Consider the following 13159-nt stretch of genomic DNA (forward strand, 5'->3'; position numbering starts at 1 on the left):
CCCGGCTTAAATGTCCGCTTCGACGTCGTTGCCCTTTTCCTCGAGCCAGCCGCGTCGCGCGGCTGCCTCGCCCTTGCCCATCAGCATCGTCATGCGCGCGACGGTCGCCTCGTAGTCGAGTTCGCCGAGCTTCACCGGCATCAGGCGGCGCGTGTCGGGGTTCATCGTGGTATCCCACAGCTGCTCGGCGCTCATTTCGCCGAGCCCCTTGAAGCGGCTGATGCTCCATTGCGTCTCGCGCACGCCGTCCTTGCGCAGCTTGTCGAGAATCGCTTCCAGTTCGCCCTCGTCGAGCGCATAGAGCTTCTGCGCCGCCTTCTTGCCGCGTGCCGGCGCATCGACGCGGAACAGCGGCGGCCGCGCGACGCACACGTGGCCGCGCTCGATCAGTTGCGGGAAATGCTTGAAGAACAGCGTGAGCAGCAGCACCTGGATGTGCGAGCCGTCGACGTCCGCGTCCGACAGGATGCAGATCTTGCCGTAGCGCAGGTTCGACAGGTCGACGCTTTCATCGGGGCTGTGCGGATCGACGCCGATCGCCACCGAGATGTCGTGCACCTCGTTGTTCGCGAACAGGCGGTCGCGCTCGGTTTCCCAGGTATTCAGCACCTTGCCGCGCAGCGGCAGGATCGCCTGGTATTCCTTGTCGCGGCCCATCTTCGCGGAACCGCCCGCCGAGTCGCCCTCGACGAGGAACAGCTCGTTGCGCGTAATGTCCTCGGTCTCGCAGTCGGTCAGCTTGCCGGGCAGCACCGCGACGCCCGAGCTCTTGCGCTTCTCGACCTTCTGGCCCGCGCGCGTGCGCGCCTGGGCCTGCTTGATCACGAGTTCGGCGAGCTTCTTGCCGTGCTCGACGTGCTGGTTCAGCCACAGCTCCAGCGCCGGACGCGAGAACGACGACACGAGCTTCACCGCGTCGCGGCTGTTCAGGCGCTCCTTGATCTGCCCCTGGAACTGCGGATCGAGCACCTTCGCCGACAGCACGAACGACACGCGCGCGAATACGTCTTCCGCGAGCAGCTTCACGCCCTTCGGCTGCAGGTTGTGCAGTTCGACGAAGCTTTTCACCGCCTGGTAGAGACCGTCGCGCAGGCCGGATTCATGCGTGCCGCCGGCCGGCGTCGGGATCAGGTTCACGTACGACTCGCGCACGAGCGAACCTTCCTCGCTCCAGGCGACGACCCACGACGCGCCCTCGCCTTCGGCGAAGGTGTCGTCGCCCGAACGCGAATCGGCGAAACGCTCGCCTTCGAACAACGGGATCAGCAACTCGCTGCCGTTCATTTCGTCGAGCAGGTAGCCGCGCAGGCCGTCTTCATATTTCCACGTCTGGCGCTCACCGCTCTTTTCGTTGACGAGCACGACCTCGACGCCCGGCAGCAGCACGGCCTTCGAGCGCAGCAGGCGCTGCAGCTCGCCGAGCGGCAGGTTCGGCGAATCGAAGTACTTCGGATTCGGCCACACCTGCACGCGCGTGCCGGATTTCTTTTCGCCGCGGCCCGCGCCCTGCGTCGTGAGCGGCTTCACCACATCGCCTTCGGCGAAGCCGAGTTCCGCGATCTTGCCGTCGCGCCAGACGGTGACGTCGAGGCGCGTCGCGAGCGCGTTCGTCACCGACACGCCGACGCCGTGCAGGCCGCCCGAGAACGTATAGGCGCCGCCCGCGGCCTTGTCGAACTTGCCGCCTGCGTGCAGGCGCGTGAATACGATCTCTACGACCGGCACACCCTCTTCCGGGTGCATGCCGAACGGGATGCCGCGGCCGTCGTCCTCGACCGAGACCGACTGGTCAGCGTGCAGCGTGACCGTGATCTGCTTGCCGTAGCCGCCGAGCGCTTCGTCGGACGCGTTGTCGATGACTTCCTGGATGATGTGCAGCGGATTCTCGGTACGGGTGTACATGCCGGGCCGCTGCTTGACCGGCTCGAGACCCTTGAGCACCTTGATCGATGCTTCGCTATAGGCCGCGCTGGGTTTCTTCGTTGACATAGGCGCTGAATTTCGTCATTCATCGGGACGTTGTCCACACCTCGTGTGGATAACGTCGTGGACAAAACGTTGAGTTCCGTAAAAAAGCGAATCGAAACAACGGTGTGCTTGGACTGCTCCGAAAGCGGGCGCGCGGCGTTGGCTGCGCTGCCCGGGACGCGCGGTATTTTACTGGTTCCGCGTGGCGCGCCAATCGCGCAATCGCGCGCGGCCGCCGCCGGCCGCGCGACGCGTCATGCGGATTACGCCGGCTTGCGCTTCGCCTCGAGCGTTTCCCACCGTTCGAGCGCCGCGAGCAATTCGTCGTCGATCGCCGCGAACCGCTCGGTCAGGCGCGTGCCTTCCTGCGGATCCTTCGCGAAGATCGAACCGTCTTCGAGCCGGGCATTGATCGTCCTCTGCTCCTCCTCGAGCGCGGCGATCTTCTCCGGCAGCGAATCGAGCTCGCGCTGCTCGTTGAACGACAGCTTCACCGTGCGCTGCGCATTGCGGCCCGCAGCGCTTTTTGCCGGCTCTTCCTTGACGGGCGCCGCCTCCTTCACCGCGCGCTTCGCGGCTTCCTGCTGCGCGAGCTGATCCGCGCGCGCGCTCTGGATCTGCCAGTCGGTGAAGCCGCCGACATATTCACGCCACTTGCCGTCGCCCTCGGACGCGATCACCGACGTCACGACGTTGTCGAGGAACGCGCGATCGTGGCTGACGAGCAGCACCGTGCCGTCGTAGTCGGCCAGCAGCTCCTCAAGCAGTTCGAGCGTCGGGATGTCGAGGTCGTTGGTCGGTTCGTCGAGCACCAGCACGTTGGCCGGACGCGCGAACAGGCGTGCAAGCAGCAGCCGGTTGCGCTCACCGCCCGACAGCGACTTCACCGGCGAACGCGCACGCTCCGGCGCGAACAGGAAATCACCGAGATAGCTCATCACGTGCTTGCGCACGCCGCCGATCTCGACCCATTCGCTGCCGGGGCTGATGGTATCCGCGAGGCTCTTTTCCTGGTCGAGCTGCGCGCGCATCTGGTCGAAATACGCGACCTGCAGGTTCGTGCCGGTGCGCACCGTGCCTTCGTCGGGCTTCAGTTCGCCGAGAATCAGCTTGAGCAGCGTCGTCTTGCCGGCGCCGTTCGGGCCGATGAAGCCGATCTTGTCGCCGCGCATCACCGTCGTCGAGAAACGATCGACGACCGTGCGGCCGCCGTAGCGCTTCGTCACGTCGGTCAACTCCGCGACGATCTTGCCGGACTTCTCGCCCTGCGCGACGTCGAGCTTCACGTTGCCCTGCGAATTGCGGCGCTCCGCGCGCTCGTTGCGCATCTGCACGAGCCGCGCGATGCGGCCGACGCTGCGCGTGCGGCGCGCTTCGACCCCCTTGCGGATCCACACTTCCTCCTGCGCGAGCAGCTTGTCGAACTTCTCGTTTTCCACGCGCTCGACTTCGAGCTGCTGCGCCTTGCGCGTCTGGTACGCCGAGAAATTGCCCGGGTACGACAACAGCCGGCCGCGGTCGAGATCGACGATGCGCGTCGCGACGCGGTCGAGGAACGCGCGATCGTGCGTGATGAACAGCAGGCCCGCGCGCTGCGCGACGAGCAGCTCCTCCAGCCAGCGGATGCCGTCGAAGTCGAGGTGGTTGGTCGGTTCGTCTAGCAGCAGCACGTCTGGCTGCAGCACCAGCGCGCGCGCCAGCGCGACCCGCTTCTGCATCCCGCCCGACAGCGCGTCGACGCGCGCGTCGACGTCCGCCAGGCCGATCTGCGCGAGCGTCATCGACACGCGCGTGCGCCAGTTCCACGCGTCGTGCGCGTCGAGCGACGACTGCAGCGCGTTCATTCGCGCGAGCAACGCATCGTGTTCGGCGCCTTCGGGCGTATCCGCGAGGCGGTGCGCGATCGAATCGTATTCTTCGAGCACTTCACGCGTGTGCGCGAGCCCCGACGCGACCGCATCGAACACCGTCGCGCCCGGCTCGAACTCGGGCTCCTGCGGCACATAGACGGTCACGAGCTCCTGCTGGCGCGTGACCAGCCCGTCGTCGGGCTTCGCGAGCCCGGCGACGATCTTCAGCAGCGACGACTTGCCCGCGCCGTTGCGGCCGATCAGGCCGACGCGCTCGCCGGCTTCCAGCGAGAAATCCGCGTGATCGAGCAACGCGACGTGACCGAACGCGAGCTGCGCGCCGGTAATGGAATAGAGCGACATGGGGAGACGGCGAAGAGAGAAATCGGAAGCGCCCATTGTACCGGTCGCGGGCGCCGGCACCGGTATGGCCGGACGGATAAGGTGCAAGACCGGTCGCGCGGGCCGGTTGCCGGAGGTCGAGTGCCGCGCGTGCGGCGGGCACCCGCGCCCGCAGGCGCGGGCTCACTCCGTCGCGAGGACGGCACGGCCGCCCTCGCGGATATGCGTGCTTACTTGACGTTCACGGTGATCGTCGAGCTCATTTCGGGACCGTACGAGCGGTGCGCGCCGTCGCCAAACTGCAGCGTCAGCGTGTGCTGGCCGGGCGGCAGCCTGAGCTCGGTTTCGGTCTGCGCCTTGCCGAAGTGCAGCGAACGTTCGCCAGCGGGAATCACGTCGCCCTTCGGAATCGGCCGGCCGTCGATCAGCAGATGATGATGGCCGGTATCCGGCGTCATGTCGCCGGCGGGCCGAAGCGCCATCCCTTCGAGCCCGAACTTCACGAGCACCGGATTCGACACCGTCGCGCCGTCTCTCGGCGCTTCGAAAAACACGCGCGCCTCGGCCCGCGCGACCGTCGACACGGCCATCGCCGCCACGCATACCGCACTCGCGATCCACTTTTTGTTCAGCATCGCATTCTCCTTATGGTTGGACAGCCCGGGAAGCATACACCGCACGTACGGCATGCGTGTTCCGGTTGCGTTGTTCGCGATGCGTACGTTTAAAACGACGTTGCAGAGCCGTTCGGCGAAATTCCGGTACCATTGCGCCTTTCGCCCGCCGGCCAGGCCGCGGACGGCATCACCGGATTTCCATTTTTACCGAGCGCCACATGAGCGAAGTCACCGAATACCAGAGCTGGGTCTGCCTGATTTGCGGGTGGGTCTACAACGAAGCGGAAGGGCTGCCCGACGAAGGCATCGCACCCGGCACCCGTTTCGCCGACATTCCCGCCGACTGGCGCTGCCCGCTGTGCGACGTGGGCAAGGAAGATTTTGTTGTCGTCGATTTCTGATTCGACGATGTTCTGATCGCGGCTGATTGCGCGATCGCGCGCGTCGGCGTGCATTCCGCCCCGCCGACGCGCCGCGCGTTTGCTATACTCTGCGCGCTGTCCACACTGCCGTCCGGTTCGCGTTTTCCGCGCGATCACCCGGACATGGCGCTCCCCGTAGTTCAGGGGATGGAATGATAAGCGCAAGGCTTGTCCAATAAGGCTTCCACCCCTTGCTGTAGCAAATTTGTAGCGCAAAAAAATCAACCGGACACGCCAGCCACGCCACGATTGAACGCTAGTGCACCAGTTGGGGGCTCGACAAAATCAATTGAATCGATTGTTGCGCGTGTGAGTGTTCTATGCCTCGTAAAAGTCGCGCTCCAGCGAATGGAAACCATATCCCTTGTCGGCTTCTTAATTTGCCTCCACTCTCCCGCTGGCTGCTGAATACCGAGAAGACCCGATAGGGTATTCTTGGGCAATTGGTGATCGACAGCTGCCTGATCTACTACAGCAAGATTTGCAAGTGTCATTGCAGTCGACTCCTGCTGAACACCTGGCGTAGGCACCCATATCCGAAATGCCGATTGGATCGAGAAGACTGATTCAAAGTGAACTCGATTCACTACTTTTGAAACAAGCCTCGCATTCGAAAGCTCTTGTTCTAGTGTGACGTGTGCAACGCCAGATGGAGCCTGCTTTATTTTGTCGCCGTGCTCCCTCCAGATTCGGTCGTAAAGATTCTCGCGCGCCCACAAGCTTGACGGATCGTCACGATTATCCCAATCGAAAAATAGTATTTGTGCACGGTGCTCAATGAGTGCTTGTGTATTCTCGTCGACGTGCGCGACACGCAATTGGATTTCATCATTCAGCGCCGTCAGATCATCAACAACGCGCGCCCGATTGCCTGCTACTCCACGAGACTCAATGTGCTCCTTGATCAGCTGATCGTTGGAGACCAGCACTATTGCATCTCCGCCTACGAGGTCTGACGCCAACTGAATAAAGGTCTCACATACCACGGCGTCTCGAAACCCCTTCTCTGTCTGGCCCCGCTCAAAGGGCGGCTCGCGAAAGCAAGCCCGACGCATCATGTCACCCCAATCCACACGACCAGCATCACAGGGAACTACTTCAATATGCAGCGCGGCCAGTTCATCGTTGATCCGCTCCGCAATACGTCGATCAACCGCATCTTGTGTTATCCCCCATTGCCCGCCAAACAGACGTTCCGCCCTTGTGATATGCGAGCTGATGTTTCGATACTCATTCCGCATTTGATACTCACGCTCGCCACGTACGATATCCGGGATGACCCAACGAACGTCCAAATCACCGTGAACTGAATGCCGGCCGATTAGATCACTCGCGGCCGGGCACATTAACACATCATATCCCTTGTTAAACAAAGCATTGGTGTCGAAAACTACGGTAAGCACCCTGCGCTTGCGCGGTCTGCCTCGAACTGCCATATCCCCTCCGTTCGTTGTGCGGTATTGCTTGCGTTTTGTTATTTCCAGTACGTACGCGCGCGCAAGTTACTTTGGCTCCGTAACCATCTCATCGGCCGAATACAGTTGCAACATCGCGCGTGCGGCCTCCGCATTCGTCGTATGCAGCCATTCGTCATAGTCAGCCGGGCGCAATATGACCACTGATCGTTTCTCGTCGCCGGGCTTGTGCATTCGCCCCATCACGGCATGGCCGTCAGCGTTGACGGTCATCATGGTCATGCCGATCAGTGAGCGGCCTTCTGCATCTTCGTAACGCCGCCAGATGCCGGCGACACAATACGGCTGCCAATCCGTTAGCCCGATCCGCTGCCAGACGTTCCGGCCCGTTTCGTAACACGGCTCGTATATCCATCGGACCGGGATCAAGCAGCGCTGACCAGCTCGCCACGCCTTACCGTAAAGCCGGGACTCACCGACCGTTTCTGAACGGGCATTGACCGTGTCGAGCTTTCTCCGCTTCTTCCCGTTGTCGTCGACGCGCTCAGGCTGCATAAACTTCGGCCAGAAACCAAACACGGCTTTGACGACGCCAAGGCCATCACCGTCCGACCATGCGATCGGCGCTGCATAGTCCGGATACACGTCCGGCTCCCACGGGTCGCGGCGATACAGGTCGCCGATCCCAATCTTCAGCTCGTTAATGCCCGGGTCTTCGTCTGGCGCCTTGTAATTCGTGCACACTGCCCGCCCCCATTTTTGAGACTTGACGGCCCCATCTTACTCCGCGATAAACTGTATATCCATACAGTGTTTTATGTGCGCCATGATCTTGCCCCCATTTGACGCTCCCAAGTTCGATGAGATGTCGAAGTGGTGGAACTCGTGCACGTACGCCGACGTCCATCGGCTGATTCTCGAAGTGCTACACCTGCGAATCACGATGAGCGAAATGAGTGGGCTTACCGGCGACGCGACGCGCATGATCGCGTACCTCGACAGGGCCGACGAGCTGCAATACGCAGCACCGTTGCGCCGCTTGTCGAACAAGATCGACAGAGAGATAAGGCGAGCAGGACGAATGGGCAATCCTCGCGCGGACGTCGCGCCATTCTCCGACGAGTGGCGTGCTCGCAAAGCGATGAAATGCAGGCTTTACGACGTCCCCGGCGAACCTGATCCGGGTTCCGACAAGGCAACAAAGCTGCCCGAGTTTCAACGCCTGACATGGGAGGAGTTACGCGACGCGTGGAGCGCGGCCAACTTCAAGAAACATCGCTCGCTGACGCTCGAACAACGCTTCGTGCTGGAAGTCGTGCACGTCCGCCGAACACTGCGGCTCATGGAGAAAATGGTCTGCGCGGCCGAGCTGGAGCTGAAGAAGAACGGCTACCCCGATTCCTTCGCGCTCGACCAGCTCCGCCGCATGATCGATGGCGCTCGCTTCGATTGACTACGATGCAGCTACCGGCCGACCTTAAATCTCGGCAAGAAGCGGCAACAGGTCCATCGAAATGAGTCGCGCCTCGATGTCGTGCGCCACGGCCAGGTGCTCTTCATTGTCGGCCGAAAACACCTCATCCTTGATGCTGACAAGGATCGTCCCGAGCCGCCTCTTCCCATCTGCGGACAACACGGCAATGATCTCCTGCGCTTCGGGGATCTGCTGCACGGTCAGCTCCACCGGCAGATAGATCATCCAACCGACACCGGGACGATCCTGAAACGCCTGCTTCTCCGAATAACCGTCAGGCGCGGCCGAGATCACGGCCGGCAAAAACTCCTGTGCGGTCTTGACCACGATACTCGCCACAGTATCTTTGTGCTCGATGAACGCCCCGCGAGCGCCGAGCGAGACCGTGTCAGGGAAATGCCCACCGCACGCGAAGACCTCGACCGATGCGCCGATGGAATCGTCCGCGCTACCGTCCCATATCCCGAGCGACGACGTTTCCTCGCCTCGGTATTCATTCTCCAGCGCCGCGACCGCCGTGCTACTAGGCTGGCCGTCGGCCGCGTACACCTCGCCCGTCTGCGCCTCTTCGAGCGTATCGCCCTGCATTCGCCAATTCGGACGCGACAGTTCCGGAGCCGCTGCCGCCATTACATCAACAATCGCACCGACCTTCGCGAGTGTTTGCGAGAAAGCGAACACCTCGATCCCGCCGGCCTTGATGAAGGAATCAATTTTCATGATGGTAGGAATTTACGGAAAATACTCCGACTCGATCGACATGGTCTTAAACCATACCGACATCCGCCTATAGGTCAACGGCCCTTGGAAATAGTACCGTAGCCGCGTAGGCGGATTCGCCTTGACCCGCATCGCGCGCTTGATCGCCTGATCGCGCATATGGCGAAAGCCCTTGAAGAACTGTTCGGACTTCGGAATAGATCCATCAAGGAACTGGTCATAGTTCCCCTTGGCCTCTTGCAGCAAGCACTCTTGCGGCTTGAACCCGTCAAAATCGATTCCAAGCCACTCCCACTCGTCGCTCCACTGGCAGCTCTCCGTATCGAACGCAAAGCCGGTTACGCGCGCCTGATATCGGTACGCCGGCCAGTTAGCGCCGTGTCGGCTCCGCACAAGCTTGCCCGTCTGTTCGGGCGGGCACTTCTTGCAAGGCGCAGTGGAATCGGACATTGTCCGCGATTCCGTTTTCGCCTTCGCCTGCTCGTCCATCTTGCTGACGTCGCCCCGAAGGCTACCGATCCCCGCTACTGCCACTCCCCCCAATAAAGCGCTTCCAATAGCCGACAATACCGGCCCCGCTTCCGCTGCTGCGGCTGTCACTAGAGGGATCAACGGTGCCGCCATGCGGAACTCCTTTCAAGCTATCGGGATGTTGTGATCGCCAAGTGATCTCTTGGACGTAGACGTGAAAACGCTCATCGGCGCTACGGCCGGGTTTCGTCAGCCATGCCTTCGCAGCCGGCTTCTCGTAAAAGTGCGGCGAATACGCCTCCATTTTCAAGAACTGAACCAGATGCGCGCTATCCTGAATCCCGAGAGATCGAGCAGCACGATATGCATCCCAGAGCCGGTTATGAAGATCGATATCCTGCGTCAAAGCAGGATCTGCCTTGAGCAGATCACGGCGCACGCCGTCAACGAAATTGCGAGCCTCGCCCTCGGCGAGTGCAGACACGTGGGCGGGAGTAAGGTTAAGCGGCATGAGGATGCGCCCTGAAGAGCTGCCCGTCGATCTCGATCAACCAGTCGAAGGTCGGGGAGAAAAATGTCGTCCGCTCGGTCGGACTAAGGGCAGGTGCGAAATGCCGCATCACACGGGCGTCGTAATAGCGAAGCATTACCGACCGGCCATCCGGCAATATGCCTTCGAGCCGCTCGCGAAGTTCTGCCGCGAGCTGGTGCGGTTGATACGCGCTGATAATCCAGCTCACCCCATATTCACCCTGCGCCAAATGCCCAATCACGCTGCGGTCGTTGGCCCCGATCGCCGCGTAGTCGAATAGCCACGGGCCGGCCTCCGCGAGCGTTGCATCTGGAGTGCCATCAAGCAGCGCCATAACTGACTCGCCGGACCTCTGCGGTGCGGCCCCGCCAAGCTCCGAATACAGCAGGCCGTCCACGAGCACGAACAGGCGAAGCGGAAGACTCGCCCTCTGCTGCAATGTCGAAAAGATGACTTGAATATCCATCACCGCTCACCCGCGTACGATCATCGCGGCCGCATTCTTCGCCGCAGCAATCATGCAAGAGAGACAGAAGCCCTCCGAAGGCTTGGGCGTACCGAGATCGAGCGCAACTGGTCCCCCTGATGCGGAGAAGCCCATTTTGACGAGCGCATCCGACTCAAAGGATTCAAACATAGCCGACTGCGACGCAATCATGGTCGGGAGCGGGCTACACCCACACGCGACCTTATCGCCCTCCAATGCAGCTTGGTGCCCCATCAATTCACCCGGCCAACGCGGCCCATCAGCAACGATGACGCCGATCCGTTTGCACGCCGGGCAAGTTACTTTGGCTCCAACGTAGGTAAGCCCAACCCCTTCGCAGCTCATGGTCGGAATGCTGTCGACGACCACCCCGCCGCTGGTCGAATGGTCTCCGACTCGGAGATAGTTCCGCTTCACATGCAGGCCCTCTCGGTTTCTAATGATCCGACTATTACCCGAGCAAGCAACCGATGTCGAGAGTCGGAAGGCGACTTGACCAAATGTGACATTTAGCCAATGCGCCTACCGCCAAACAACCCCGCAGAATTGCGGGGTGCGCGACAGGAACGGACCTGCGGGCGAGCCGTCCGCTAGAACAGACCGACCGGCTGCGCCGCGTCGTCCCAACTGAAAATGATCAGCTCGTTTCGTTCGACGCCCCTCCCACCGCCGACCGTGTATTGAATCGGCACGGTCTCGATGTGAAAGCCATCGAACACGCGCCGAATGTCGGGATGGTCATTGAGGCTCACGATCGCGCGCCCTTTGATCGACCGCAGGCGCTGAGCCATCTTCTCGTACTCGGCGAACGGAAACGCCACGCCATACCCTTCCGTCTCGTAATACGGTGGATCGAGGTAGAACAGCGTATGCGGCCGGTCATATCGGTCGATGCAAGCCGCCCAATCCAGCCGCTCGATGAACGTGTTCGCAAGCCGCAGATGCGCTGCAGACAGTTCCTCCTCAATACGCAGCAGGTTCAGACCCGGCGGCGTCGTTGTCGCTGTCCCGAACGTCTGCCCTTCGAGCTTCGCCCCAAAGCAACTTTTCTGCAGGTAATAAAACCGGGCCGCACGCTGGATATCGGTGAGGGTTTCCGGGATCGTCTGCTTCAACCACTCGAACACCTGCCGGCTCGTCAACGCCCACTTGAACTGGCGCACGAACTCCTCCAGGTGATGCTGCACGACGCGATACAGATTGATCAGTTCGCCGTTCACGTCGTTCACGACCTCGACTTTGGCCGGCGGCCGAAGGAAATACAGCGCGGCCCCGCCCGCGAACACTTCGACATAGCAGTCATGTGCCGGGAAACGCGGGATAAGGTGATCTGCCAGACGGCGCTTGCCGCCGATCCAAGGAATGATGGGATTTGCCATTGTGAAAGCCGTTTTTAAACTTGGTGTAGAATCCGGCCCGCCTACGTAGGTAAGCAGGGCCTTGGCTGATTCACTGGCTAGCTCAGTGGAAAGGCGACCGGGTCAATGCGCGAACATTTCCCCGGTCGCCCTGTTTCTCTCAAAGCTGCGTGGCTTCGATTGCCGCGTTACTGCGGCAGATTGGCTTGTGCGTCGCCGATCAACGCGTCGTAACTGCGTTCGCACTGCCGGCCGGCAATGCCTCGCTCGTCAGCGATTTTCGCCAGATCTCCCGCGCGCTCGTCAGCCCGGCCGAACACGTAGGCAAGCAGATCAAGGGCGTCACCGGTTGCCGGGCTTCCGGCCGCAGCGCTGGCACGCCGGACGTCGGCGACGAGTGCGGCGACTTGCCTGCGCAGCCCGTCAGCAGCAGCACCGGCAACAGCAGCATCAGCAGCCGCCTGATCACGTTCTTTCGCAGCATCAGTTGCGATCTCCTGTTGTGCCGCCAACCGGCGGCGAAATTCGTTACGTTCGTTCGTCAGGTCATCGATCTGCCGCATCTGATCCGCCACCTTCGCGGATTGATCGGCGTCGCGATGTCCCTCGAAGTAGCCGCAGGCAGCGCCGGCAATGACGCCGGCAACGACGAGCAGCCAAATGCGCGGGTCGATCCACGTCATGCGCTCACCTCCCCGCCGGCTGCGCGATACGCCGCCAGCAATTTCTCGATGTCGTTTTCGTGCTGGCCGTATCCCGCCCCCGGCAGACTGGCCCATACGTTCGATACCTTCGCCACCGCCTCACGAAACCGGCCAGCATCGATCAACGGCAATGCGCCGTGCTCGCGCAGCTGCTGCAGCGCGTATCGATCCTGCGACACCGGTCCGAAGTCGGGCAGCTTCATCTGCGCCTGATAGATCCGCCACCAGCGCGTGAGGATCTGGTAACGACCGGCCGCTGTCGACGGCACGCGGATCTGTCGGTTGAGCACGTTCGGATGCGCGGCATAGCTCGCAAACAGCAGCGGGCGCGATGCCGTCGCCCCGACCAGGACGTTGTAACCGTCGTCCGACTTCGCGAGCAGCGGCGAGCCGATCTCGCTTACCGCGATGGTGTCGAGAAACGCCACACGGTTCTTTCCGCCCGCAGCCGTCACACTGATTCGCGCCATCGTCACTTCCCTCCAAACACACGTTTCGCATTCCGGCGCAGCAGCACTTCGAGGTACTGCGACCCCACAATGCCGAGCGCACTCCCCAGACCGAGCAGCGCGATCGGCGGCAGATCCGGGATCTGCAGCAGCGCGAGCCCGGCCACCATCGACGTTGCCGATCCCAATACGGCCCGGCCGACAACCAGCCGAAACGACAACGGCTCGCTACCAACCAACACCTTCGCGATGCCGATCAATCCGCCCATGACGATCAGCTCCAGAATCGTTTTTTCGTGGTCTTGCATCGGTTCCCCTTGCCCGATAAAAAGAAAGGCCGCCCCGGTTGC

16 protein-coding genes are annotated in these 13159 nt (G+C 61.7%); 2 read left to right on the forward strand and 14 right to left on the reverse strand.

The window, feature by feature from the left end; translation table 11 throughout:
• Positions 1-6: 6 nt before the first annotated feature.
• The 3 genes from parE to ACTJLD_RS31615 form a co-directional block, all read right to left on the reverse strand.
• Positions 7-1989, reverse strand: a complete 1983-nt coding sequence (gene parE, locus ACTJLD_RS31605) for a DNA topoisomerase IV subunit B (RefSeq protein WP_021158532.1) — start codon at positions 1987-1989, stop codon at positions 7-9.
• A gap of 242 nt (positions 1990-2231) precedes the next feature.
• Positions 2232-4181, reverse strand: a complete 1950-nt coding sequence (locus ACTJLD_RS31610; RefSeq protein WP_027786783.1) for an ATP-binding cassette domain-containing protein — start codon at positions 4179-4181, stop codon at positions 2232-2234.
• 209 nt (positions 4182-4390) lie between these two features.
• On the reverse strand, positions 4391-4795 hold the full coding sequence (locus tag ACTJLD_RS31615; RefSeq protein ID WP_119337588.1) for a DUF4399 domain-containing protein: 405 nt from the start codon (positions 4793-4795) through the stop codon (positions 4391-4393).
• A 200-nt stretch (positions 4796-4995) separates the two neighbouring features.
• Here ACTJLD_RS31615 and ACTJLD_RS31620 point away from each other — a divergent pair, with 200 nt between their 5' ends.
• Positions 4996-5178, forward strand: coding sequence for a rubredoxin (locus ACTJLD_RS31620; protein WP_006398668.1), 183 nt, complete (start codon positions 4996-4998; stop codon positions 5176-5178).
• Between the two features lie 242 nt (positions 5179-5420).
• Here the strand turns inward: ACTJLD_RS31620 and ACTJLD_RS31625 are convergent, their stop codons facing one another.
• Entirely contained in the window at positions 5421-6635 is a 1215-nt protein-coding gene (locus ACTJLD_RS31625) for a PIN domain-containing protein (protein WP_440660590.1), read from the reverse strand.
• A gap of 66 nt (positions 6636-6701) precedes the next feature.
• The gene (locus tag ACTJLD_RS31630; RefSeq protein ID WP_440660591.1) at positions 6702-7358 is read right to left on the reverse strand and encodes an SOS response-associated peptidase family protein; all 657 of its coding nucleotides are present in this window, start codon (positions 7356-7358) and stop codon (positions 6702-6704) included.
• Positions 7359-7566: 208 nt separating this feature from the next.
• On the opposite strand from ACTJLD_RS31630, the gene ACTJLD_RS31635 reads away from it, so the two are divergent.
• The gene (locus tag ACTJLD_RS31635) at positions 7567-8067 is read left to right on the forward strand and encodes a hypothetical protein (RefSeq protein WP_153488452.1); all 501 of its coding nucleotides are present in this window, start codon (positions 7567-7569) and stop codon (positions 8065-8067) included.
• A 24-nt stretch (positions 8068-8091) separates the two neighbouring features.
• Here the strand turns inward: ACTJLD_RS31635 and ACTJLD_RS31640 are convergent, their stop codons facing one another.
• The 9 genes from ACTJLD_RS31640 to ACTJLD_RS31680 form a co-directional block, all read right to left on the reverse strand.
• Positions 8092-8808, reverse strand: coding sequence for a LysR family transcriptional regulator (locus ACTJLD_RS31640; protein WP_333986619.1), 717 nt, complete (start codon positions 8806-8808; stop codon positions 8092-8094).
• Positions 8809-8820: 12 nt separating this feature from the next.
• The gene (locus tag ACTJLD_RS31645) at positions 8821-9258 is read right to left on the reverse strand and encodes a restriction endonuclease fold toxin 5 domain-containing protein (protein ID WP_370448779.1); all 438 of its coding nucleotides are present in this window, start codon (positions 9256-9258) and stop codon (positions 8821-8823) included.
• A gap of 61 nt (positions 9259-9319) precedes the next feature.
• Positions 9320-9790: a hypothetical protein gene (locus ACTJLD_RS31650; protein WP_440660594.1), complete on the reverse strand. Its 471-nt coding sequence runs from the start codon at positions 9788-9790 to the stop codon at positions 9320-9322.
• Positions 9780-10277 (reverse strand): DUF4123 domain-containing protein, encoded by a 498-nt coding sequence (locus tag ACTJLD_RS31655; RefSeq protein ID WP_440660595.1) that lies wholly within the window; start codon positions 10275-10277, stop codon positions 9780-9782. Before ACTJLD_RS31655 ends, ACTJLD_RS31650 begins: the two co-directional genes overlap by 11 nt.
• A gap of 6 nt (positions 10278-10283) precedes the next feature.
• Positions 10284-10715, reverse strand: coding sequence for a PAAR domain-containing protein (locus ACTJLD_RS31660; RefSeq protein WP_440660596.1), 432 nt, complete (start codon positions 10713-10715; stop codon positions 10284-10286).
• Positions 10716-10888: 173 nt separating this feature from the next.
• Complete coding sequence (locus ACTJLD_RS31665; protein WP_175749753.1) at positions 10889-11677, reverse strand: DNA adenine methylase; 789 nt, start codon at positions 11675-11677, stop codon at positions 10889-10891.
• A gap of 167 nt (positions 11678-11844) precedes the next feature.
• Complete coding sequence (locus ACTJLD_RS31670; protein WP_440660597.1) at positions 11845-12339, reverse strand: DUF2514 family protein; 495 nt, start codon at positions 12337-12339, stop codon at positions 11845-11847.
• Complete coding sequence (locus tag ACTJLD_RS31675) at positions 12336-12830, reverse strand: glycoside hydrolase family 24 protein (RefSeq protein WP_440660598.1); 495 nt, start codon at positions 12828-12830, stop codon at positions 12336-12338. The genes ACTJLD_RS31670 and ACTJLD_RS31675 overlap by 4 nt, the downstream gene beginning before the upstream one ends.
• Before the next feature lie 2 nt (positions 12831-12832).
• Positions 12833-13117, reverse strand: coding sequence for a phage holin family protein (locus ACTJLD_RS31680; protein ID WP_034188712.1), 285 nt, complete (start codon positions 13115-13117; stop codon positions 12833-12835).
• Positions 13118-13159 lie beyond the last annotated feature (42 nt).

The organism is Burkholderia sp. 22088 (genome assembly GCF_052045915.1).
Taxonomy (GTDB): domain Bacteria; phylum Pseudomonadota; class Gammaproteobacteria; order Burkholderiales; family Burkholderiaceae; genus Burkholderia; species Burkholderia cepacia.

Excerpts from the sequence above, each read along its gene's own strand:
- parE (WP_021158532.1), bottom strand. The coding sequence starts at position 1,989 with ATGTCAACGAAGAAACCCAGCGCGGCCTATAGCGAAGCATCGATCAAG.
- ACTJLD_RS31610 (WP_027786783.1), bottom strand. The coding sequence starts at position 4,181 with ATGTCGCTCTATTCCATTACCGGCGCGCAGCTCGCGTTCGGTCACGTC.
- ACTJLD_RS31615 (WP_119337588.1), bottom strand. The coding sequence starts at position 4,795 with ATGCTGAACAAAAAGTGGATCGCGAGTGCGGTATGCGTGGCGGCGATG.
- ACTJLD_RS31620 (WP_006398668.1), top strand. The coding sequence starts at position 4,996 with ATGAGCGAAGTCACCGAATACCAGAGCTGGGTCTGCCTGATTTGCGGG.
- ACTJLD_RS31625 (WP_440660590.1), bottom strand. The coding sequence starts at position 6,635 with ATGGCAGTTCGAGGCAGACCGCGCAAGCGCAGGGTGCTTACCGTAGTT.
- ACTJLD_RS31635 (WP_153488452.1), top strand. The coding sequence starts at position 7,567 with ATGAGTGGGCTTACCGGCGACGCGACGCGCATGATCGCGTACCTCGAC.
- ACTJLD_RS31640 (WP_333986619.1), bottom strand. The coding sequence starts at position 8,808 with ATGAAAATTGATTCCTTCATCAAGGCCGGCGGGATCGAGGTGTTCGCT.
- ACTJLD_RS31645 (WP_370448779.1), bottom strand. The coding sequence starts at position 9,258 with ATGTCCGATTCCACTGCGCCTTGCAAGAAGTGCCCGCCCGAACAGACG.
- ACTJLD_RS31650 (WP_440660594.1), bottom strand. The coding sequence starts at position 9,790 with ATGCCGCTTAACCTTACTCCCGCCCACGTGTCTGCACTCGCCGAGGGC.
- ACTJLD_RS31655 (WP_440660595.1), bottom strand. The coding sequence starts at position 10,277 with ATGGATATTCAAGTCATCTTTTCGACATTGCAGCAGAGGGCGAGTCTT.
- ACTJLD_RS31665 (WP_175749753.1), bottom strand. The coding sequence starts at position 11,677 with ATGGCAAATCCCATCATTCCTTGGATCGGCGGCAAGCGCCGTCTGGCA.
- ACTJLD_RS31670 (WP_440660597.1), bottom strand. The coding sequence starts at position 12,339 with ATGACGTGGATCGACCCGCGCATTTGGCTGCTCGTCGTTGCCGGCGTC.
- ACTJLD_RS31675 (WP_440660598.1), bottom strand. The coding sequence starts at position 12,830 with ATGGCGCGAATCAGTGTGACGGCTGCGGGCGGAAAGAACCGTGTGGCG.
- ACTJLD_RS31680 (WP_034188712.1), bottom strand. The coding sequence starts at position 13,117 with ATGCAAGACCACGAAAAAACGATTCTGGAGCTGATCGTCATGGGCGGA.